Origin of the sequence: Streptomyces sp. NPDC007971, from assembly GCF_042958635.1 — a bacterium.
Classification (GTDB): domain Bacteria; phylum Actinomycetota; class Actinomycetes; order Streptomycetales; family Streptomycetaceae; genus Streptomyces.
In genome coordinates this window covers 57,792-79,566 of record NZ_JBIBJK010000012.1, presented here as the reverse complement: position 1 = coordinate 79,566, position 21,775 = coordinate 57,792, and the positions used below count along the sequence as shown (strand labels likewise).

Genomic DNA, 21,775 nt, shown 5'->3' with positions numbered 1-21,775 from the left:
CCGCCTCTTTGCGGCTGACCGCCCTCGCGGACGGTCGGCTCCGGGTCGGGGTCTGGGACAGTCATCCCCGGATCCCCGCCCCTTTCGGCGAGCCGCCCTGGGACCGCGTACCGCTCACCCCGGCGGACGCCGAGAAGGGGCGCGGGCTGCACCTCGTACAGCGGTACGCCGATGCGTGGGGCGGCCTGGCCCTCGCCGACAGCCCGCTGGACCGCGGTGCCGGCAAGTTGCTGTGGTTCGAGGTGGGTGGGTGACGGGCGGAGGCCCTCAGGTCATGACGGGCGCCCGCCGAACTGCCAGTTGTGCACCTCGATGTCGGCGTACCGGTCCGCGGTCAGGAGGGCGCGTGCCGTCTGCGGGTCCGGTGCCCGCAGCAGCGCCGCCGTGCCGAGCCAGGCGGCGCCGTCGTCGGACAGCAGCGGGCCGTAGGCGATCAGCTCGTCCCGGTCGGGCGGTGGCGCGAGGTCGGCTGCTGCTCCCGTGCCGAGGCCGAGCACCAGGTAGCGGTTGCCGTCGGCCGGGCCTCCCGGGAAGTCCCACATGGTGCGCCCGAGCGTGTTGCGCCACCGTCGCAGCAGCACGTCCCGGTAGACGCCCGCCTGGTGGTTCGGCTCGTCGAAGGCGAACGCACGGGCGGCCGCGGGGTCGGGCAGATCGAGGATGTGGACGCTTCCGGTGGGCGTGTCGCCGTCGTCGGCCAGGGTCGGGCCCCGGGCGATCATCTCCCGCGCGTACCGGTCCATGGAGGACCAGTGCTCTTCCAACAGCTCGTCCCGCAGTGCCACGGAGCCGGGCCGGTCGCGGTGGTAGCAGAGGAACTCCGTGTCCGGAGGATCTCCCCGAGGGGACACTCCGGTCGAGCGGGTTTCCTTGTCCTGCACGTCCGCGCCCTGCACGTCCGCGTCCTACGCGTCCGCGTACTTCGCGTCCGCCGCCGGGTCCAGGGCCAGCCGGTACCCCCGCTTGACCACGGTCTGGATCAGCTTCGGCGCCCCGAGAGCCGTGCGCAGGCGGGCCATCGCCGTCTCCACCGCGTGTTCGTCGCGGCCCGCGCCGGGCAGTGCGCGCAGCAGGTCGGCCCGGGCCACGACCCATCCCGGCCGCCGCGAGAGCGCCCGCAGCAGGGACATGCCGGCCGGCGGCACCGGCTTCAGCTCGCCGTCCACCAGCACCGCGTGCCCCCGGATCTGAACCCGGTGCCCGGCGATCGGCAGCGCCCGGGCCCGCCCCGGCAGTTCCTGGCACAGCAGTTGGACGAGCGGCCCGAGCCGGAACCGCTCCGGCTGTACCGTGTCCACGCCCCGGGCCTGCAGGGGAAGCGCGGTGACGGGGCCCACGCAGGCGGGCAGCACGTCGTGGCCGAGTGCGGCGAGCAGCTCGCCGAGCAGCCCCCGCTGCTCGGCCCGCGACAGCAGCGAGGCGGCGGCCGGCGCGCTGGTGAAGGTGAGGGCGTCCACGCCGCGCGAGACGACGGCGTCCAGCAGGCGGTCGACCGGGCCTATGTCCTCCGGCGGCATCCAGCGGTACACGGGCACCAGGACGACCTGCGCTCCCCCGGCCCGCAGCGCCTCCACGAACCCCGGCAGCGGTTCCCCGTGCAGCTGTAGGGCGATCCGGCGTCCGTCGACGCCCTCCTCCAGCAGCCGGTCCAGCACCTCCGCCATGGACTCGCTCGACGGCGACCACTGCTCGGTCAGCCCGGCGGCGCGGACGGCCCCCTTCACCTTGGGCCCGCGGGCGAGCAGCTCGACCCCGCGCAGGCGCCCGAGCAGCTGCTCCCCGAGACCCCAGCCGTCGGCGGCCTCGATCCAGCCCCGGAATCCGATGGCGGTGGTGGCCACCACCACGTCGGGGACGTGATCGATGATCTGCCGGGTGGCGGCGAGCAGTTCGCCGTCGTCGGCAAGGGGCACGATGCGCAGCGCGGGCGCGTGCAGGACCGTGGCGCCGCGCCGCTGGAGCAGCGCGCCCAGCTCGTCGGCCCGGCGCGCGGCCGTCACGCCCACGGTGAACCCGGCGAGGGGTCCCTGATCGGGTTGCTGCTGTTCGTCGTACATGGCTCTCCTACCTGGCCCGCATGCCGAACGAGCCTGTCAACGGCGCGTGACAGGCTCGGTTCGGCTCGATGTCGTCGGTGTTACCGATGCGACGTCACACCTCGGCGTAGCTCAGCTGCGCCTTCGCCTCGGACGCGGCGGCGGTGGTCTCGGGCTGCGCGGCCGGGCGGCGAAGGTATACGGCCCAGGTGACCACGAAGCAGGCGCCGTAGAAGGCGAGGAAGGCCACGAACGCTCCGGTTCCGGTGCCGTAGGAGAGGAAGGACTGGCGGAAGGCGAGGTTGATGCCGACACCGCCGAGTGCGCCGACCGCTCCGATGAGCCCCATGGAGGCACCGGACAGCCGCCGGCCGTAGGCGGCCGCCTCCTCCCCGTGCAGCCCCTCGGCCACGGCCTTGGCCTGGAAGATGCCCGGGATCATCTTGTACGTCGATCCGTTGCCGAGTCCGCTCAGCACGAACAGCACGACGAAGACCGACACGAACAACGGTAGCGACTTCTGCATGCTGGCGAAGACCAGGCAGACGGTGGCGGCGGCCATGCCCACGTAGTTCCACAGGGTGATGCGTGCTCCGCCGTACCGGTCCGCGAGCCGGCCGCCGACGGGCCGGATGAGGGAACCGAGCAGCGGGCCGACGAAGGTGAGGTAGGCGGCCTGCAGCGGGGTGCGCCCGAACTGGTTGGTCAGGACCTGGCCGAAGGCGAAGCTGTAGCCGATGAAGGAGCCGAAGGTGCCGACGTAGAGGAAGGCCATGATCCAGGTGTGCGCGTCCTTCGCCGCGTCCTTGGCGGCGCCCGTGTCGTTCCTCACGGAGGCGAGGTTGTCCATGAACAGCGCGGCGAGGACGGCGGCGACGAGGATCAGCGGGATGTAGATCCCGAGCAGCACGCGCGGCCCGCCGTTCGCCCCGATGATCGCGAGGGCGGCCAGCTGGATGACCGGGACGCCGATGTTCCCGCCGCCCGCGTTGAGCCCGAGGGCCCACCCCTTCTTCCTCAGCGGGAAGAAGGCGTTGATGTTGGTCATGGAGGAGGCGAAGTTGCCACCGCCGATGCCGGCGAGGAGACCGACGAGGAGGAAGGTGGAGAAGGACGTCCCCGGCTCCATGACCACGAACGCGGCGACGGTCGGCACGAGCAGCAGACCGGCCGAGATGATCGTCCAGTTCCGCCCGCCGAAGACCGCGACGGCGAAGGTGTAGGGCACCCGCACGACCGCGCCGACGAGCGTGACCATGGAGGTCAGCAGGAACTTGTCGGCGGGGGTGAGCCCGTACTCGGGCCCCATGAAGAGGACGAGCACGGACCACAGGGTCCAGATCGAGAAGCCGATGTGCTCCGAGAACACCGAGAACCAGAGGTTGCGGCGGGCGGTCTTCTCCCCGCTCGCCTTCCAGAAGCCCTCGTCCTCCGGATCCCAGCGCTCGATCCAGCGGCCGCTGCGACGGGTTGGGGATCGGCCTGTCATGACGCCTCCACGGTGCTCCGGTGCTCGGTCTGCCCACGAGGGCCTGGCCCCGAAGGTAGGAAGAGCGCGTTTCCTGCCTGTGGCTGTGAGTGACCGGAAGGGAACGTTGCTCTCACGCGCGGGGCGGGACGCCGGTGAGGGAACCGGCCGAGCATCGGTGAGGGAACCCGGCGGGGCATCGGTGAGGGGCCCCGCGGGACAGCGGTGACGGAAGCGGCGCGGCATCGGTGACGCAGCCGGCGGGGCGGCAATGACGGAAGCGGCGGGCGGTGCGGGCCGGGCGGGCGGGTGTCGGGGGTATGTCAGGTGGGGAGGCTCATCGCCTCTTCGTCGGCGGCCGGGAGCCATGAGTCCGCGGGGCGTCGCAGCCACCCCTGGGCCCCGGCGGTCTCGGTCGCGGCCCTGCGGAGTGCGGCCAGTGCGGGATGGACCAGCCCCTTGCGCCAGACCAGGGACACGGGCGACAGCGGAACCGGGTCGACGAGCGGCCGCAGCACCGTGCGGGGCATGGACGGAAAGTCCACCACGGCGAGGACCGGATGCCGCGTCTTGGCCATGATCCGCTCGAACTCCTCGTCCCCGACCGCGAGCGGAAGGGGCGGGGCGAGCCGGATGCCGCGCCCCTCGAAGAGGCGCAGGGCGAGGTCGGTCCACTCCCGGGTGCGCGGGTTCCCGGCGCCCGCGTACACCGTCTCCCCCGCCAGGGCGGCCAGCGGTACGACCGGCCGGGCGGCCAGTGGGTGGTCCTCGGGCAGCACGACGGCCATCGGCTCGTGGCGCACCGGCAGCTGCTCCAGGCCGGAGCGCAGGGCCGCCTCCAGGCCCGCGAAGCGCCCGAAGGAGGCGTCGAGCCGGCCGGCGAGCAGGTCGGCCGCGGCTCCGGTCAGGCCGCTCTCGTAGCGGGCCATCAGCTCGCAGTCGGGGGCGAGTTCCCGGGCCCGGTGCAGCACACGGCGGCCGGTGACCAGGCCCGCGGAATTGAGGTCGACCAGCAGCGGCCGGGCCTGGCCGAAAGCGGCGAGCAGGTCGTCCTGGGCGGCGAGCACCCGCCGGGCGTGCGGCAGCAGCCGCTCGCCGTCCACGGTCAGCGTCACCTGCCGGGTGGTCCGTACGAACAGCTCGGCGCCCAGCTCCCGCTCCAGCCGCCGCACGTCCCGGCTGAGCGCCTGCTGGGCGACGTACAGGCGGGCCGCGGCCCGGGTGAAGTGCAGCTCCTCGGCGACGGTGAGGAAGGCGCGCAGCAGGCGGGGGTCTATGGCGGCTGGGACAGGCATGGCGGTGAATTTACAACGCGGACGCGTGAATCGTCGCCCAGAAGGTGTTGGACCGCATGATCCGTTCCGGGTGACCGTGGAGCCATGCCGCAACAGACCGCCGAACACAGCCGGATACCGGACGAGCAGCAGCAACGCACCGGATACCGACGGCTCTTCTCCCTTCCCGGTGCACGGGCCTTCACCGCCGGCAACCTGATCGCCCGCCTGCCCATGGGCATGTTCGGTGTGAGCGCGGTCGTGATGATCGCCGCGTCCCGCGGCTCGTACGCCCTCGCCGGTGCGGTCACCGCCACCGGGCTCGCGGCGACCGGGCTGGCCGGCCCCTGGATCGCGCGGCTCGTCGACCGGCACGGGCAGGCCCGCGTCGCCGTACCGGCCACGCTCACCGCGGTGCTCGGCAGCCTCGCACTGCTGCTGTGCGTCCACTACGGCGCACCCGACTGGACCCTGTTCGCCGCGTACGCCGCCACCGCGGCCACCCCGAACATCGGCGGCCTCTCCCGCGCCCGCTGGGCCCACCTGCTGCGCGAGGACCCCGGCGCGCTGCACACCGCGAACTCCTTCGAGCAGGCCGCCGACGAGCTGTGCTTCATGCTCGGCCCGGTGCTGGCCTCCTTCCTGACCGGCACCTTCTTCCCGGAGGCGGGCACGCTCACCGGGGCCGCGCTGCTGCTGGCCGGGATGCTGCTGTTCACCGCGCAACGGGCGACCGAGCCGCCCCCGCAGGCCCGTTCGAAGGCGCCGTCACCACTGCGCAGCCCGGGGATCCCGCCGCTGCTGGCCTGCTTCGTGGCGACCGGCGCGGTGTTCGGTTCGATGGAGGTCGTCACGATCGCCTACGCCGACACGCAGGGGCACCGGGCGGCAGCCGGTGCCGTCCTCGCGCTGCAGGCGGCCGGTTCGTGCGCGGCGGGCCTGCTGTACGGGGCGCTGAGACCGGCGGGCCTGCGCCTCGCCCAGTGCCTGCCGGCCATGGCGGTGCTGATGACCCTGCCGTGGCTCGCGGCGACCGCCGCCGGTTCCCTCGTGGCCCTGGCGGGCGCGCTGCTGGTGGCGGGCATGGCGACCGCGCCGACGATGGTGACCGCGATGACCCTGGTGCAGAAGTGCACCCCGGCCGACCGCCTCAACGAGGGCATGAGCCTGGTCGTCACCGCCCTGCTCACCGGCATCGCCTGCGGCTCGGCGGCGGGCGGCTGGGCGGCCGAGCACGTCTCCCCCGCCGCGGCCTTCGCGGTCCCGGCCGGCGCGGCGACCGTGGCCCTGCTCATCAACTCGGCGTCCACGGCCGTGCGTTGGCGCGGCCGCCGGTCGATCCCGCAGCCCAGGTAGGTCACCGTCCGGACCGAGTCCGCCGGCAGCCCGCGTAGGTCACCGTCCGGACCGAGTCCGCTAGCAGCCCAGGTAGGTCACCGTCCGGTCCGGGCCGAGTTCGTCGGCGAGGCGGGCGGCCAGCTGCGCGCCCTCGGCCTCCAGGCGGGCGCGCTCGGCGTCGTGGCGCAGGTCGTCCCGGTCCCTGGTCCAGGCGTCCATGGCCTCGTCCACGGCCGCCGCCCAGGCGTGGAAGCCGTCCACCAGGGTCTCGGACAGGCCGAGGGCGACTGCGGGGTCGTCCGGGGCGAAGTCCCCGATGCCGTCGGCCCGCAGCGGGTACCACTTGTACTCGCCCCGGACGGTGATGTGCACCGGGTGCGACGGCAGCGGGTGGCCGTGGGCCTCCAGGGTCCAGTGCAGGCGGTCGCAGCCCCAGCACACGAACTTCGCACTGCTGTGGCGCTCGTCCCAGTAGCGCACCGCCCAGCGGGGGCCGAGGTGTGCGGCCACCTCCCGGGCGGCCTCGACGCCCTGTCCGACGTGCTTGCGCAGGGCCGGGCGGGCGGTGAATCCGCCGGGCGGCCGTGCCTCGGACCAGGACCTGAGCCGGTCGGCGAGCCGGCCGGGGAGCCCGAGGGAGTCGATCTCGACGCCCGTCGTGAAGTCGTCGGGGCCGGGGAGCCCGGGGGCGTTCGTCCCGAACAGCGGGGACGGCCCGTCGTGCGCGCGTACGAGGAGGTGCCGGGGGCCCTTGTCGCTGTCCACCGTGGAGGTGCTCCGTTCCGTCCGTCTGCGCCGTCCGCTGTGACGTCCGGCCATGACAAAGGCCCCGCCGCTCGTCGCGACGGGGCCTGTGCCCACATGGGGTCTGAGGGCAGTGCCTCCAGATGGTGGAGATGGCGGGAATCGAACCCGCGTCCAACGGTGCGGAATCAGGGCTTCTCCGTGTGCAGTTCGCTGTGATTTTCTCAGCCCCGGCGATCACGCGAACAAGTCGCCGACGGGCTCAGTCACTGTTAGATTTCCCTCTTCACCCCGTGACCGGGATCAAGGTTTAGTCCCCTAGCTGATGCCAGGATCCGGGTCGGGAACAGCCCCGGGCTGACACTTCGCAAGTCGCTACTTAGGCAGCGAGGGCGAAGGAATCGCGCTTGGTGTTGGCGATTATTTTTTGCGACATATGGTTTACGAGATCATTGCCGCTTCCTCGACACGCTTCCCCTGCTTCGACAGCCGCTGTCGAAACCGATCATCCCCATGTTGATTTTTCAATCCCTCCGGAGAGGGGGTGTGCACCCTCTGTGGAGTGCGGTGCCATCGTACGTGAACAACGCACGCCGATGCCAGCTTATTCCCGGCGGCCCGGCTAGACGCCGCGCTGCTTGCGCTTCGCCGCCGCGATCGCACGGTCCGACTCACGCCGGTCCTGCTTCTCCCGCAGGGTCTGGCGCTTGTCGTACTCCTTCTTGCCCCGTGCGAGCGCGATCTCGGCCTTCGCGCGGCCGTCCCTGAAGTACAGGGCGAGCGGCACGATGGTGTGCCCCGTCTCCTGGGCCTTGGACTCCAGCTTGTCGATCTCCTCGCGGTGCAGCAGCAGCTTGCGCTTGCGGCGCGCGGAGTGGTTGGTCCAGCTGCCCTGGTGGTACTCGGGGATGTGGGCGTTGTGCAGCCACGCCTCACCCCGGTCGATCTGGACGAAGCCGTCGGTCAGCGAGGTCCGGCCCTCACGCAGCGACTTGACCTCGGTGCCGGTGAGTACGAGCCCGGCCTCGTAGGTGTCGACGATCGCGTAGTCGTGCCGGGCCTTCTTGTTCTGGGCGACGATCTTGCGCTTGCCGCCCTTCTCGCCGTCCCTGGCCTTCGCGGCCCCGCCGCCCTGCTTGGGCTGGGACTCCTTCGGTACGTACATTCCCTTGCTCATAGTGCCGACCATTTTCGCACCATGGAGGGGGTGAGTGGGAAGCGCATTTAAGGGTGCTGGGAGGGGTCGCCGAGTCCGGTCAGGACCGTCTCCGCCCGAGGGAGGGCCTCCTGCGGGCCGGTGTCCAGGTCCGGGGTGAGGCCGCGGCCGTCGACGGCGTGTCCCGAAGGGGTGCGGTAGTGGCCCACGGTCAGCTCGGCCACCGAGCCGTCGGGCAGCTCGGTCGGCATCTGGACGGAGCCCTTCCCGAAGGTGCGGGAGCCGATCACGACCGCGCGGCCCCGGTCCTGGAGGGCGCCGGTGAGCATCTCGGCCGCGCTCATGGTGCCGCCGTCGACCAGGACGACCAGGGGCCGGACGGTGTCGCCGCCGCCGGCGGCGTGCAGGGAGCGCTGGGCGCCGTCGACGTCGTAGGTGGCGACCAGGCCGCCGTCGAGGAAGGCGGAGGCCGTGGCCACCGCCTCGGTGACCAGGCCGCCCGAGTTGCCGCGCAGGTCGAGCACGATGCCGGCGCCGGCCGGGGCCTCGCGCACCGCGGCCCGGACGGCGTCCCCGGAGCCCTTGGTGAAGGCGGCGATACCGATGACGGTGACCCGGCCGGGGAGCCTGCGGACGGTCACGGAGTCGGTGGACAGGCGCGCCCGGTGCAGGGTCTCGGTCCAGGCGCGCGTGCCGCGCTGCAGGCCCACCGTGACCGTCGTACCGGCGGGCGCGTCCTCGGCGTCGCCGCGCAGTAAGGACACCACCTCGGTGACCGGCCGCCCGTCGACCTTCTCCCCGTCGACGCTGCGCAGCCGGTCCGCCTTGCGGATGCCGGCGTCGGCCGCCGGCGAGCCGGGCTGCACCTTCGTGACCTGGATACGGCCGTCCCGCTCGCGCCGGGCCCACAGGCCGACGCCGGTGTACTGGCCGTCCAGGGCCTCCTGGAACTCCTGGTACTCGCCCTCGGAGTACACGGCGCCCCAGCGGTCCCCGCTGCGGCTGACGGCCCGCTCGGCGGCCTCCATCGGCGACTTCCCGTCGGCCATGGCCTCGGCGGCGGCCTTCTGCACGTCCTCGTGCCGGGGAGCCGGGCGCTCGGCGCCGGCTGGCGTCCTGCGGCCGGAGGGGTCCGCCGGGCCGCTGTCCGGGAAGGAGCCGGTGGCGGCGCCGGCGACCAGGACGCCGGCGAAGACCAATGTCAGGGCGGCCCCGCGGCGGGTGCGGCGGGGCGGGCAGAACAGGTCTCGGCCTGACATGGGCGTGAGTCTAGGACAACGCGAAGGGCCGCACGGGCGGATGCCCGTACGGCCCTCTTGGCATGCGTCACACCTTCAAGTACTTGCGCAACGCGAAGAACGCGGCAAGGGCGGGCATCAGCACACTGGTGGCGAGGATCAGCGGGAGCTTGGTCAACACCGCGTCCCAGCCGACGAAGTTGATGAGCTGGAGCTTGGTGGCCAGGGCCATGCCGTGGTCGATGGTGAAGTACCGGCCGATCACCAGGAACACGCAGGCCAGGCCGCCGCCGATCAGGCCCGCGACCGCCGCCTCCATGATGAACGGCGCCTGGATGTAGAAGCCCGAGGCACCGACCAGGCGCATGATCCCGGTCTCGCGCCGACGGCTGAACGCGGAGACCCGCACCGTGTTGACGATGAGCAGCAGCGCGACGATCAGCATCATCGCCATCACCAGGAGCGCCGCCCGGTTCATCAGGCCGAGCAGCTGGAAGAGGTTGTCCAGGATGCCCTTCTGGTCCTGCACGGACTGCACACCGTCACGCCCGTTGAACGCGGACGCGATCACCTGGTACTTCTTCGGATCCTTGAGCTTGATCCGGTACGACTCCTGCATCTGGTCCGGCGTGAGCGAGCTGGACAGCGGGGAGTTCCCGAACTGCTCCTTGTAGTGCTTGTACGCCTGATCCTGCGACTCGTACGCGACCTTCGCGACGATCGGCATCTTGTGCAGGTCGGAGAGGATCTGCTTCTTCTGGTCCTCGGTGACCGCGCCCTTGGCGCAGTTCACGTCCGACTGTGCATCGCTCTTGTTGCACAGGAAGATCGAGACGTTGACCTTGTCGTACCAGTAGCCCTTCATGGTGCTCACCTGGTCGCTCATCAGCAGCGAGCCGCCGAAGAGGGACAGGGACAGGGCGACGGAGACGATGACGGCGAAGGTCATCGTCAGGTTGCGGCGGAGACCGACACCGATCTCGGACAGGACGAACTGGGCGCGCATGGCCTCGGGTTAAGCCTTTCCGTGGACGTACTCGGGGGGCGGGTCAGTGCTGGTAGCCGTAGACGCCGCGGGCCTGGTCGCGGACGAGGCGGCCCTTTTCCAGCTCGATGACGCGCTTGCGCATCTGGTCCACGATGTTCTGGTCGTGCGTCGCCATGATGACGGTGGTGCCCGTCCGGTTGATCCGGTCGAGCAGCTTCATGATGCCGACGGAGGTCTGCGGGTCGAGGTTGCCGGTGGGCTCGTCGGCGATGAGCAGCTTGGGCCGGTTGACGAAGGCCCGCGCAATGGCCACGCGCTGCTGCTCACCACCGGACAGCTCGCCCGGCATCCGGTCCTCCTTGCCGCCGAGCCCGACGAGGTCGAGCACCTGGGGCACGGACTTGCGGATCTCGCCGCGGGACTTGCCGATCACTTCCTGCGCGAAGGCCACGTTCTCCGCGACCGTCTTGTTCGGCAGGAGCCGGAAGTCCTGGAACACCGTCCCCAGCTGGCGGCGCATCTGCGGCACCTTCCAGTTGGAGAGGCGTGCCAGGTCCTTCCCCAGGACGTGCACCTGGCCGTGGCTGCACCGCTCCTCGCGGAGGACGAGCCGCAGGAAGGTGGACTTTCCGGAGCCGGAGGACCCCACGAGGAAGACGAACTCGCCCTTCTCCACCTCCAGGGAAACATCCCTGAGTGCGGGGCGGGTCTGCTTGGGGTAGACCTTGGAGACATTGTCGAATCGGATCACGGATGCACCACGGGTCGCCGGGGGTAGATGAGCGTGACCATACGCGAACCGGGCGCTCCGGCGCAGTGCCCGGTTGCGGTTGGATGACACTTGTGCCTTTTTGTACGCCCACATCGCATCGGGGACCGCCCTTTCACCGGCGCCCCGCGCAGGCTCGGCGGGAACCTGGCAGAGTGGAGGGGGAACGTTCGCGTTCCCGGAAGCGTTGTACGGCTGATGGCCGGAGCAAGGAGGGCGACCGCATGACGTACGACCGGTTGGTGTGCGCGAACTGCGCGGCGCCCGTGAACGAGGGCCGGTGCCCGGTGTGCCGGGCCAACCGCGAGCGACTGCAGCAGCAGGAGAGCTTCTTCGCGGGCCTGAACCCGATGGCGCTGATCGCGCTGCTGGCGATGCTGATCGCCGCGGTGGCGCTGCTGGCGCACCAGACCGCGTAGGAATACCGGAAGAGCCCGGCAGGAACGCCGGAAGGGCCCGGAGCGGAGATGCTCCGGGCCCTTCGGCGTCGCACTGCACGTACGCAGCGTGGCCGTGTGGCTACGCTCAGGCGGCCGCGCCGCCCCGGCCGTTCGCCAGGCGGGGCAGAACCCGGAAGCCGATGCCGCCGGCGATCATCGTCGCGGCGCCGATCAGCAGGAACATGGTCTGTCCGGCACCGGTCTCGGCGAGCTGCTTGTCGCCACCCTGGGCCGAGGTGTCCGAGCCCGTGTCGGTGAGGGCCGAGGAGCCCTCCTCCTGGGAGGCGTTGTTGTTGCCGCCGTCGGGGGTGGTGTTGCCGTTGCCGCCGGTGCTGGAGCCGCCGCCGTTGCCGCCGTTGCCGCCGCCCGTGCTGCCGGAACCGCCGTTGTCACCGCCGGTGCTGGAGCCGCCGCCGTTGCCGCCGTTGCCGCCGCCCGTGTTGCCGGAGCCACCGTTGTCACCGCCGGTGGTACCGCCGCCGTTCGTGTCACCGCCGGTCGTGGTGTCACCGCCCGTGGTCGTGCCACCGCCGGTCGTGTCACCGCCCGTGGTGTCGCCGCCGGTCGTGGTGTCGCCACCCGTGGTCGTGCCACCGCCGGTCGTGTCACCGCCCGTGGTGTCGCCGCCGGTCGTGGTGTCACCACCGGTGGTCGTGTCGCCGCCCGTGGTGTCGCCGCCGGTCGTGGTGTCGCCACCCGTGGTCGTGTCACCACCCGTGGTGTCACCGCCCGTGGTGTCGCCGCCGGTCGTGTCGCCGCCCGTGGTGTCACCGCCGGTCGACGTGCCGCCGGTGGTGTCGCAGATGCCGATGGGGTCACAGCCCCCGTCGGTACCGCCGTTGGTACCGCCGTCGTCGTTTCCGTCCGTGGTCACACCGAGCTTGATCGGGCCCGCCTGGACATCGAGGTCCAGCGCGGAAGCCGCACCAGCGGCGGTCAGCGAGGCGCCCGCCGCGATAACGGCGCTCGCGGCTATCCGAGCGACCCGGATCCGCGTCTTCTTCGTCATATGGTTGCTACCCCCAGTAGCTGTTCGTCAATGAGGCGGCGTGCGGGGCTTGCCGTGATCGACGGAGGCAGCCGACGAGACCGGATTCGATGTCCGAGTCATCCCATTCCCCCCGGTTCACATGCGCCCCAGAGATACGCATGCCACCCTGCACCCTTCCCATTTTTCAAAGCAACGTCAAGGCCGTTGCGCGCGCAATGTCCTCTGGGGCGGTGTTTGGCGGGACTTGGAGCCTGTGAGTGTGATGTAAAACCCAGACAAATGACAACTGCCGCCACTCGGGCGGCAGTTGTCATGTCGACAAAGTTACTTCTCCTGCTGCTTGCGCCAGCGAATGCCGGCCTCCAGGAACCCGTCGATCTCGCCGTTGAAGACGGCCTCGGGGTTGCCGACCTCGTGGTCGGTGCGCAGGTCCTTGACCATCTGGTACGGGTGCAGCACGTACGAACGCATCTGGTTGCCCCAGGAGTTGCCGCCGTCGCCCTTGAGGGCGTCCATCTTGGCCTGCTCCTCCTGCCGGCGCCGCTCCAGCAGCTTGGCCTGGAGGACGTTCATCGCGGTGGCCTTGTTCTGGATCTGCGACCGCTCGTTCTGGCAGGAGACGACGATGCCGGTGGGGAGGTGCGTGATGCGCACGGCGGAGTCGGTGGTGTTGACGCCCTGGCCGCCGGGTCCGGAGGACCGGTAGACATCGATGCGCAGTTCGCTCTCGTCGATCTCGACGTGGTCGGACTGCTCCACGACGGGAAGCACTTCCACACCCGCGAAGGAGGTCTGCCGGCGGCCCTGGTTGTCGAAGGGCGAGATGCGCACCAGTCGGTGGGTGCCCTGCTCGACGGAGAGGGTGCCGTAGGCGTAGGGAACCTGGACGGCGAAGGTGGTGGACTTGATGCCCGCCTCCTCCGCGTACGACGTCTCGATGAGCTCCGTCTTGTAGCCGCGCTGCTCGGCCCAGCGCAGGTACATGCGCTGCAGCTTCTCCGCGAAGTCGGCGGCGTCGACACCGCCGGCCTCGGCGCGGATGTTGACGAGCGCCTCACGGGAGTCGTACTCGCCGCTCAGCAGCGTCCGGACCTCCATCTCGTCCAGCGCCTTGCGCACACCGGCCAGCTCGGCCTCGGCCTCGGCACGGGTGTCCGGGTCGTCCTCCTCCTCGGCCATCTCGAAGAGCACGCCGAGATCGTCGATCCGGCCACGCAGCGCCTCGGCCTTCCTGACCTCCGCCTGGAGGTGGGAGAGCTTGCTGGTGATCTTCTGCGCCTCGTCCGGGTTGTCCCACAGGGACGGCGCGGCCGCCTGCTCCTCGAGCACGGCGATGTCTGCCCTCAACCGGTCAAGGTCCAGAACGGCCTCGATCGACTCCATGGTCGAGGAGAGGGACTTCAGCTCTTCGGATACATCGACGACTGCCACGCCTCCAGCGTAACGGCTCCACCGACCACCGCGGGCCGACCGGGGAGCGCCCGCAGGTACGGCCGACCGGCGGCCCCCTCGGGGGCGGGGTGCCCCGGGGGTGGGCGGAGCGGCCGACGGCCCCTTCGGGGGTGGGGCCCGGAGGTGGGCGGAGCGGACGGCGGCCCCTTCCGAGGCGGGGCCCGGGGGTGGGCGGAGCGGCCGGTACGAAAGCCTCGGGGCGGCCGGAGCCCAGGCCGGACGCCTTCCTGCCGACCGGGCAGGGTGGGCCGAGTGAGCCCGGTGAGCACGGTGAGACCGGTGAGCCGAGTGGGCCCGGTGGGCGAAGGCGGGAGGGGTCAGGGTCCCGACGTGCTGTGGGTGTCCTGTGGAGGCTGGTCGTCGTCCCCCGACGTCGCCGCCCACGCACCGACCCCGACCGCCGCGGCCAGCACCACCCCGGCAACCGCCAGAGTGATCCTGCGGCGCCGGGCGACAGCGCGGTGCCGCGCCGACCCGGGCCTCGGCGCACCCGACGCCCGCGGCACCCGCGCCGTCCCCCGCGCCCCGCCCGCCAGCTCATCGGCCGCGGGCACCCTCATCGACGTATGCGTGTCCCGGTTGGAGTCCGGCTTCGCCCCCGGCACCAGGGAGACCGCACCGCGCCGCCGCACCTGTTCCCCCGGCTCGGCGGGCGACGACGCCTCCTGCGGGCCCTCGCCCTCCTCGGCGGCCTCCGTCTCCGGCTCGTCCACGTCCAGCGGCGGCATTCCCGCCAGCATCGGCAGCTGTTCGCGCAGCCGTGCCCCCAGCTCCGAGGCCCGCAGCCGCGAGGCCGGCGCCTTCGCCAGGCACTGCACGACCAGCTGCCACAGCTCGTCGGGGATGCCGGGCAGCGGCGCGACGGTCTCCGTGACGTGCCGCCGCAGCACCGCGCCGGGGTGCCCCCCGCCGAACGGGGTGAAGCCCGCGAGCAGCTCGTACAGGACCGTCGCCAGGGCGTAGATGTCCACGGCGGCCCGCGGGGGCAGCCCTTCGACGATCTCCGGGGCCAGATAGTCGGGCGTGCCGATGATCTTCGTGGCCCGCGTCCGCTTCGGCGAGTCGATCAGCTTGGCGACGCCGAAGTCGGTGAGCAGTGCGGGATGCGCGCCGCCCGGGCCGAGGGGTCCCTGCATGTCCAGCAGGACGTTCTCGGGCTTGACGTCCCGGTGCACGACTCCGGCGGCGTGGGCGGCCGCCAGCCCGTCGGCGACGTCCGCGACGATCGCCACGGCCGCCTCGGGGGCGAGCCTGCGCTCACGCTCCAGCCGGGTGCGCAGGTCGGTGCCGCGCACCAGGTCCATGACCAGGGCGAGGTCGTTGCCGTCGACCACCAGGTCGCGCACCGAGACGACGTGCGGGTGCTCCAGGCCGAGCAGCGCGGTGCGCTCCTGGACGAACCGCCCCACGAGCTCCTGGTCGGACGCGAGATCCTCGCGCAGCAGCTTGATGGCGACGGGACCCTCCGGTCCCTCGCCCAGCCACACCGTGCCGGCGCTGCCCCGCCCCAGGATCTGGTTCGCGGTGTACCGGCTGCCGATCTTCCGTGCCAAGACTGCTCCTACAGACGCGTGTTGTCGCTGCTGCGTCATTCCGGGGACCCAGACGCTCAGCGGCTACCGCCGCGGGCTCCCGGAGCCCCAGCCGACGGACCAGAACCCCCAGCCGACAAAACTACGCGCCGAACGAGCCAACCTTCACTGCGGAGACGGAAATCACCCGCCAGGTGTCGACAAATATCCAAAGCAGCAGTCCGATTGCGCGGCAGCGGCCGGCTGCCGCGCCTGCGGCCGGCTGCCACGTCTGCGGCCGGCTGCCGCGCCTGCGGTCAGTTGCCTCGCCCGCGGCCGACTGCCACGTCCGCGGTCAGTTGCCGCCGCCGGAGGAACTGCCCAGCTCCTTGACCCAGTGGCTCACCGAACCCACCAGGTTCTTGACCTCGTGCCAGTAGCCCCTGCCCTCGCCGACCCAGGTGTGCAGCGGGGTCAGCTCCCAGACCAGCCAGCTCGCGACGAACAGGATGATGATCACGAAGAGGCAGCCCTTGAGGCAGCCGAGTCCGGGGATCTTCATCGGGTTGGCGCTGCGCTGGCGCGGCGCCCGGGGCTCGCGCGCGGGCCGCTGCGGCTCCGGGGCGGGCGGCGCGTACCGCTGGGGCTGCTGCGGCGGGGCGTACTGCTGGGGCTGCTGCGGCGGATGACCGTATCCGGCCGGCTGCTGCTGGCGTCCGCGCGGCTGCGGGCGCTGCGAGCGCGCCTGCGGTGCCTGGCGCGGCTGCTGCTGGGGCCGGGCGACCTGCCGCTGGGGGCGGCGGCGCAGCGGGTCCTCGTCGGGGTCGAGGTACTGGATCTGCGTCTGCTCGTTGCGGTCGCGGGCGGCGCGCAGCTGGTTCTGCCAGGGGTGCGGCTGCTCGGGCTGCTGTCCCTGGCCGCCGGGCGGGCCCGGCGGCACCGGCGGCATGACCGCCGTCGGGTCCGCCGCGCCGGTGCTCGGCAGCACGGCGGTGGGGTCGGCGGCGCCGGCGGGGCCGCCGGTGTGTGGCAGGAAGCTGGTGGCGGCGTTCGGGTCGTGCCCGCCGTAGGCCCCCTGCGGCGCGTTCGTCGGCAGCACCTGGGTGGGGTCGGCGGCGCCGGGCGCGCCGGGGACGGCGGCCGGGTCCGGGTCGGGGGCCAGCAGGGCGCCGACGCCCTCGGCCGCGGTGATCTGGGCGGCGCCCGCGTGCACGCCGATGCCCTCGGCGACCACCCGCAGGGCGCGCGCGAGGTTCTCGGCGCTGGGCCGTTGCTCCGGGCTCTTGCGCAGGCAGCGCTCTATGACCGTCCACAGCGGGTCCGGGACGGTGGAGGGGCGGCGCGGCTCGGCGCTCAGGTGCTGGTGCAGGACTTCGAGGGCGGTGCTGCCGGAGAACGGCGGGCGTCCGGTGACCAGCTCGTACAGCAGGATGCCGGCGCCGTAGATGTCGACGGCGGAGGTCTGCGGGCGGCCCTCGGCGGACTCGGGCGCCACGTAGGCGGGCGTGCCGACGAACTCGTGGGTGCGGGTCAGGCCCGGGGAGTCGGCGAGCCGGGCGATGCCGAAGTCGGTCAGCATCGGGTGCATCCGGCCGTCGTCCTGGCTCAGCAGCACGTTGGCGGGCTTCAGGTCGCGGTGGACGACGCCGTCGGCGTGGCTCGCGGCGAGCGCGTCGGCGATCTGCGCGGTCAGCAGGGCCGCGGCGACCGGGGTGAAGGGGCCGTTCTCCCGCAGGTAGCGGTGCAGGTCGGGGCCGTCGACGAGGTCCATGACCAGGGCCAGCAGCTCGCCCTCGACGACCAGGTCACGGACCCGGACGACGTTCGGGTGGGTGAGCCGGAGCAGCACGGACCGCTCGCGCAGGAAGCGCATCACGATGTCCGGGTCGCCGGCCAGCTCTTCCTTCAGGACCTTGATCGCGACCGTCTCGCCGGGCTGGCCTGCGACGGCCGCCTCGGCGCCCGCGGTCTCGCGCTGGCGGGCACGCCAGACGGTGCCCGTGGCGCCGCGTCCGAGCGGCTCCTCGAGCAGGTACTTGCTGCCGACTGGCCGCACGTCACGCGCTCCCTGCTGCTTATGGCTGCTTGCTTGCCTGGATTCCGGTGTTCCGGCCCACTCTAGTGCCGGTCCACTGGGCACTACGTATGCGTTCCCGACGATGTTCGCCGGTCTTCCCGGCCGTGCCGGTCCGGGTTCACGTCCGCATTCACGTCCAGGTTCGAAGGAAAGACGCTCACCTCGGTCTCCTGGTTGCCGCACCCCGCACGTGACCGATCTCAACTGATCATCCGTGCAGTATTGGTCAGGCACTTTTAGGGGCAGAGCTGACCAATCAAGATCACTTGACACCGGGTCGTGGGCGCGTTGTCAGTGACAGGTGCGAGGATGCGTGCAGTACTGGCCGACGTGCTCGTGCGGGGGTGGGGGATGTCCGCGCCCGGGCAGAAGGGACCGCTGACGGCGATGCAGATCCGGCTGACCGTCATAGACCCGCTGGGCCCGTCCGTGCAGCGGGGACGTGCCGCCGGCCGCGACGTGCTGGTGACGGCGCCCACGGGCACGGACCTGGCCGCGGTGGCGTCGGCGCTGGCCGCGACGGTCACCGGAGAGGGCGCCGCGGGCCGCGAGTCGAGCGGCGCGGCGGTCGTGCTGCACGCGGGTGCCGAGCGGCTGGACACCCGCCGCTGCATCCTCGGCGAGCCACCGCTGGTCGACGGCGCGGTGCTGTCCCTGGGCGCCCCGGCGGCCCCCGAGCCGCATCCCGAGCTGGACGACGCCCCGACCCAGCTGCACGTGGTCGCGGGTCCGGACGCGGGCGGGGTCCATCTGCTGCACGGCGGCCGGATCACGGTCGGCCGCTCCGCCGACGCCGACGTCCCGCTGGACGACCCGGACGTCTCCCGCCTGCACTGCGCGGTCACGGTCGCCGCCGACGGCCGCGTCTCGGTGGCCGACCTCGGCTCCACGAACGGCACGGCCCTGGACGGCACACCCGTGGACGACCGCCCGGTGCGGTTCGCCCCGGGCGCGCTGCTGAGGATCGGCGAATCCGCCCTGAGGGTTACCCCGTCCGGGGGTCCCGGCGCCCGGGTGCGGACCGTGCCGGACGGGGAGGGGTGCGTGCGCGTCACCCCGAACGGCGGGGCGGCCGGGGAAGCCGGTGGTTTCGCGGGCGGCCCGCAGCCGGACACGGACACCGGTGCCGGTGCCGCGGGGCACGCGCGCGTGGAGGCCGCCCCGGGCACAGGTGTCCCGGGCCCCTCCGGACCGACCCACCATGCCTACGGCGCGGCCGGCTGGGGATCCTCGGGCGGGGACGCCGGGGCTCAGGAGCACCGCCGCGGCGAGCAGCCGACGGTGCCGGGCCAGGCCGGGGCGCCGCACATCGAGAGCCGGGGCCCGGGCGCGGGGACCCGGGGGCCGGCAGCCGGTGGGCCCGCCGGCCGTGACGGCGCGCACGCGGGGGACACCCACGCGGGGCGCCACGGCGTCGGCGGCCCGGGCGGCGCGCCCGGATCGGCGCAGGCCGCATACACCGACGGCTCCGACAGCTCCATCGGCTCCACGTACACCGACGGCTCCGGCGGCTCCACATACGCAGACGGCTCCGGCGGCTCCGCATACGCCGACGGCTCCGCGCGCTTCTCCGGGCCGGACGGCGCTTCCCCCGGCTCGGGGACGGACGGCGCCGGCAGCAGCAGCCGCAAGGGCACGCCCCTGCGCGGCATCGACGTTCCTCAGGGTGCCCGTCGGCGGGGCGGGCTCGGCGCATGGGCCCGGCGGCTGGCCGGCGGGCGTGGCGAGCAGCCGGCCCCCGCACCGCAGGAGTACGGCGGTGAGGCCGCCGGCCCGGCAGGCCCACCGGTGACCGTTGCCCGGCAGCAGCCCGAGACCTGGCCGGACCCCGCCGCCCTGCTGCTGACCGCGCTGGGGCCCGGGCCCCGGCTGTGGGAGCGCGGGCCGGGACACCCGGAGGCGCTGACCGTGCGGCTCGGCACGGCGGACCGGAGCACCCCGGACGGCTCGGGCGTGCTGCCCGCCGTGCCGGTGACCGCCGCCCTGCGCGAGGCGGGGGCGCTGGGCCTGGCCGGTCCCCGCCCCCGGCTGTCGGGGCTGGCCCGCGCGGTGCTGGCCCAGCTGGCCGCACTGCACTCGCCCGACCTGCTGGAGATCGTGCTGATCAGCGCGGACCGCTCCCGCCCGGAGGAGGAGCGCACGGCCGAGTGGTCCTGGCTGGGCTGGCTCCCGCACGTCCGGCCGGGCCACGCCCAGGACTGCCGTCTCCTGCTGGCCTACGACCGCGAGCAGGCGGCGGCCCGCACGGAGGAACTCCTGCGCCGGGTGGAGGAGTACGCGGCATCGGACCGCAGCACGGCCGAGCCGGTCCCGACGCGCACGCCTGCGGCGGGCACACCGGTCGTCCTGCCCGCACAGGTGGCGGATGCCCCCGCGCGAGCGGGCACGGTGCCCCCGGCCGGGGCCGCCCCCGTGCACGGCGCGGCGGAGCACCTCGCGACCGCGGACGGCGGCCGCCCCGGAGCGGAGACGTCCGCCGCCCACCCGGCCGCCCCGGCCCCTCGCCCCGGCACGGTCGCCGGTTCCCCCCAGCACGCTTCCTCCCGTCGTCCCTCCTGGGCGCGCGAGGGCGCCGGGCTGGGCGGTCCGGGCGGCTTCCCGGGGCCGTACACCGTGGTCGTCGTGGACGGGGACCCGGGCGGTGCCGCCCTGCGGGAGGCCGTGGCGCGGCTGGCCGTGGCCGGGCCGCGGGCCGGGATCCATGTGGTGTGCCTGGCCGAGACCGTGGCCGCCACCCCGGCCTCGCCGGTGGCGCAGACGTACGAGGCGGCCTGTGCGGTCGCGCCGACCTTCCGGCACTGCGGAGCCGCCGCGCTGCTCAGCGGCGACGTCGCCGGCACCCTGCACCTGATGCGCGTCGCGCCCGGGGGTCCCGTCGGCCCCGGTGCGCTCGCCGCCGTCGACGCCGTCTCCCCCGCCTGGGCGGAGCGGTTCGCTCGGGCCCTCGCACCGCTGCGCCCGGACGGCCCCGTCGGCGAACGGCACGCGCGGGTGGCCGTGCCGCTGCCCCAGTCGGCGCGTCTGCTGGACGAACTGGGGCTCGCGCGGGCCACCCCGGCCTCGCTGATGGCCCGCTGGGCGGACGCGGCCGACGACGGCGAGTCGCTGGGCGGGCGGGCCCGGGCGGTGCTCGGTGCCGGACCGCGCGGTCCGCTCACCGCCGACCTGGTGGCGGACGGCCCGCACCTGCTGATCGAGGGGCCTCCCGGCAGCGGCCGTACGGAGCTGCTCCGTGCGGTGGTCGCCTCGCTGGCCGCGGCCGAGCGGCCCGACCGGCTGGGCATGGTGCTGATGGACGGCCGGGACGGCATCGGCGCGGGGCGCGGCGAAGGGCTGCGCGTCTGCACGGACATACCCCATGTGACGACCCATCTCATCGCCAACGACCCTGTCCGCATGCGGGATTTCGCCCAGTCGCTGAGCGCCGAGCTGAAGCGGCGCACCGAGCTGGTCGGGCGCGCGGACTTCACCCAGTGGCACACCGGCCGGGAGGTGTCGGGCCGGATGGTCGCCCAGCGCACGGCCGGCGGCCGGCCGGCCGCGCTCGGGACCGGCGACATAGAGGCACCTCCGAGCACCACGCTGCGGCTGCGGCCCGGCTCCGCCGCACGGCCGCACGCCGAGGCCGCCCCGCCGCTGCCCCGGCTGGTCGTGGTCGTGGACGACCTGGACGCGCTGGTCTCCCCCGCGCTCGGCTCACCGGGCCGGCCCGCCGCCGGATCGGTGATGCGGGCGCTGGAGGCGGTGGCCAGGGAGGGCGAGCGGCTCGGCGTGCACCTGGTGGCGGCGTCCGGGAGCGGTGGCCGTACGGCGGAGACGGAGCCGGCCAGGATGGCCACCCTGCGCATCGTGCTGGATCAGCCGTCCGCCGGGCCGGACGAGTCGGCACCGGGGCGGGGCAGGCTGACCTACCCGGACGAACGGGTGGTCGCCTTCCAGGGCGGCCGGGTGACGGGCCGTATCCCGCGCACCGCGACCCAGCGGCCCACCGTCGTTGTGCTGGAATGGCAGCGCATGGGCGATCCGCCGGCCCGCCGTCCCGTCCGCGAACTGGGCAACGGCCCCACCGACCTGGCCCTCCTGGCGAGCGCGGTGGAGCGTGCGGCCCGCGAGGTCGCGGCGGCGCAGGTGCCCTCGCTGCTCTGACCGGAACCAGCCGGGATCCGTAGGCATACTCCCCTGATCACGAGCCGGTCACGATGGGCCGCCGGACGGCGCAGGCGCCCTTGCCGCCCTTGTGGGGCCCGGCGTACACCGGACCGCACGGACAGTGTTCCGAGTTCGACGGAGAAC

The 21,775-nt window shown here is 73.1% G+C and carries 17 protein-coding genes and 1 other RNA gene; 4 read left to right on the top strand and 14 right to left on the bottom strand.

What is annotated here, in order from left to right; all coding sequences use genetic code 11:
* Window positions 1-8 precede the first annotated feature (8 nt).
* Window positions 9-254: an ATP-binding protein gene (locus tag ACFZCP_RS25225; protein WP_391430180.1), complete on the top strand. Its 246-nt coding sequence runs from the start codon at window positions 9-11 to the stop codon at window positions 252-254.
* 18 nt (window positions 255-272) lie between these two features.
* On the opposite strand, the gene ACFZCP_RS25220 is transcribed toward ACFZCP_RS25225, so the two are convergent.
* The 4 genes from ACFZCP_RS25220 to ACFZCP_RS25205 all read right to left on the bottom strand — a co-directional run bounded on the left by ACFZCP_RS25220 (window position 273) and on the right by ACFZCP_RS25205 (window position 4,799).
* The gene (locus ACFZCP_RS25220; RefSeq protein WP_391430817.1) at window positions 273-851 is read right to left on the bottom strand and encodes a YciI family protein; all 579 of its coding nucleotides are present in this window, start codon (window positions 849-851) and stop codon (window positions 273-275) included.
* 54 nt (window positions 852-905) lie between these two features.
* Entirely contained in the window at window positions 906-2,057 is a 1,152-nt protein-coding gene (locus tag ACFZCP_RS25215; RefSeq protein WP_391430178.1) for a uroporphyrinogen-III synthase, read from the bottom strand.
* A gap of 94 nt (window positions 2,058-2,151) precedes the next feature.
* Entirely contained in the window at window positions 2,152-3,525 is a 1,374-nt protein-coding gene (locus ACFZCP_RS25210; protein ID WP_391430176.1) for a NarK family nitrate/nitrite MFS transporter, read from the bottom strand.
* A 302-nt stretch (window positions 3,526-3,827) separates the two neighbouring features.
* On the bottom strand, window positions 3,828-4,799 hold the full coding sequence (locus ACFZCP_RS25205) for a LysR family transcriptional regulator (RefSeq protein WP_362693160.1): 972 nt from the start codon (window positions 4,797-4,799) through the stop codon (window positions 3,828-3,830).
* A gap of 84 nt (window positions 4,800-4,883) precedes the next feature.
* On the opposite strand from ACFZCP_RS25205, the gene ACFZCP_RS25200 reads away from it, so the two are divergent.
* Entirely contained in the window at window positions 4,884-6,134 is a 1,251-nt protein-coding gene (locus tag ACFZCP_RS25200; RefSeq protein ID WP_391430173.1) for an MFS transporter, read from the top strand.
* Window positions 6,135-6,194: 60 nt separating this feature from the next.
* On the opposite strand, the gene ACFZCP_RS25195 is transcribed toward ACFZCP_RS25200, so the two are convergent.
* The 6 genes from ACFZCP_RS25195 to ftsE form a co-directional block, all read right to left on the bottom strand.
* Window positions 6,195-6,881: a hypothetical protein gene (locus ACFZCP_RS25195; RefSeq protein WP_391430171.1), complete on the bottom strand. Its 687-nt coding sequence runs from the start codon at window positions 6,879-6,881 to the stop codon at window positions 6,195-6,197.
* 123 nt (window positions 6,882-7,004) lie between these two features.
* Window positions 7,005-7,373: a transfer-messenger RNA gene (gene ssrA / locus ACFZCP_RS25190) on the bottom strand.
* Between the two features lie 109 nt (window positions 7,374-7,482).
* Window positions 7,483-8,025: an SsrA-binding protein SmpB gene (gene smpB, locus ACFZCP_RS25185; protein WP_094217738.1), complete on the bottom strand. Its 543-nt coding sequence runs from the start codon at window positions 8,023-8,025 to the stop codon at window positions 7,483-7,485.
* A 59-nt stretch (window positions 8,026-8,084) separates the two neighbouring features.
* Complete coding sequence (locus ACFZCP_RS25180) at window positions 8,085-9,275, bottom strand: S41 family peptidase (RefSeq protein ID WP_391430169.1); 1,191 nt, start codon at window positions 9,273-9,275, stop codon at window positions 8,085-8,087.
* A 67-nt stretch (window positions 9,276-9,342) separates the two neighbouring features.
* Window positions 9,343-10,260: a permease-like cell division protein FtsX gene (gene ftsX / locus ACFZCP_RS25175; protein WP_362693148.1), complete on the bottom strand. Its 918-nt coding sequence runs from the start codon at window positions 10,258-10,260 to the stop codon at window positions 9,343-9,345.
* Between the two features lie 43 nt (window positions 10,261-10,303).
* Window positions 10,304-10,993, bottom strand: coding sequence for a cell division ATP-binding protein FtsE (gene ftsE / locus ACFZCP_RS25170; protein WP_031159396.1), 690 nt, complete (start codon window positions 10,991-10,993; stop codon window positions 10,304-10,306).
* A 242-nt stretch (window positions 10,994-11,235) separates the two neighbouring features.
* Here ftsE and ACFZCP_RS25165 point away from each other — a divergent pair, with 242 nt between their 5' ends.
* Window positions 11,236-11,430 (top strand): hypothetical protein, encoded by a 195-nt coding sequence (locus ACFZCP_RS25165; RefSeq protein ID WP_362693144.1) that lies wholly within the window; start codon window positions 11,236-11,238, stop codon window positions 11,428-11,430.
* Window positions 11,431-11,536: 106 nt separating this feature from the next.
* Here the strand turns inward: ACFZCP_RS25165 and ACFZCP_RS25160 are convergent, their stop codons facing one another.
* The 4 genes from ACFZCP_RS25160 to ACFZCP_RS25145 all read right to left on the bottom strand — a co-directional run bounded on the left by ACFZCP_RS25160 (window position 11,537) and on the right by ACFZCP_RS25145 (window position 17,461).
* Window positions 11,537-12,460 (bottom strand): hypothetical protein, encoded by a 924-nt coding sequence (locus ACFZCP_RS25160; protein WP_391430166.1) that lies wholly within the window; start codon window positions 12,458-12,460, stop codon window positions 11,537-11,539.
* Window positions 12,461-12,766: 306 nt separating this feature from the next.
* Window positions 12,767-13,873 carry a peptide chain release factor 2 gene (gene prfB, locus ACFZCP_RS25155; protein ID WP_391430164.1) on the bottom strand — a complete coding sequence of 369 codons (1,107 nt, stop codon included), beginning with the start codon at window positions 13,871-13,873 and terminating at the stop codon, window positions 12,767-12,769.
* Window positions 13,874-14,211: 338 nt separating this feature from the next.
* On the bottom strand, window positions 14,212-15,447 hold the full coding sequence (locus ACFZCP_RS25150) for a protein kinase (RefSeq protein WP_391430162.1): 1,236 nt from the start codon (window positions 15,445-15,447) through the stop codon (window positions 14,212-14,214).
* 313 nt (window positions 15,448-15,760) lie between these two features.
* The gene (locus tag ACFZCP_RS25145) at window positions 15,761-17,461 is read right to left on the bottom strand and encodes a protein kinase (RefSeq protein WP_391430160.1); all 1,701 of its coding nucleotides are present in this window, start codon (window positions 17,459-17,461) and stop codon (window positions 15,761-15,763) included.
* 408 nt (window positions 17,462-17,869) lie between these two features.
* Here ACFZCP_RS25145 and ACFZCP_RS25140 point away from each other — a divergent pair, with 408 nt between their 5' ends.
* Window positions 17,870-21,628 carry an FHA domain-containing protein gene (locus ACFZCP_RS25140; RefSeq protein WP_391430812.1) on the top strand — a complete coding sequence of 1,253 codons (3,759 nt, stop codon included), beginning with the start codon at window positions 17,870-17,872 and terminating at the stop codon, window positions 21,626-21,628.
* Window positions 21,629-21,775: the final 147 nt, after the last annotated feature.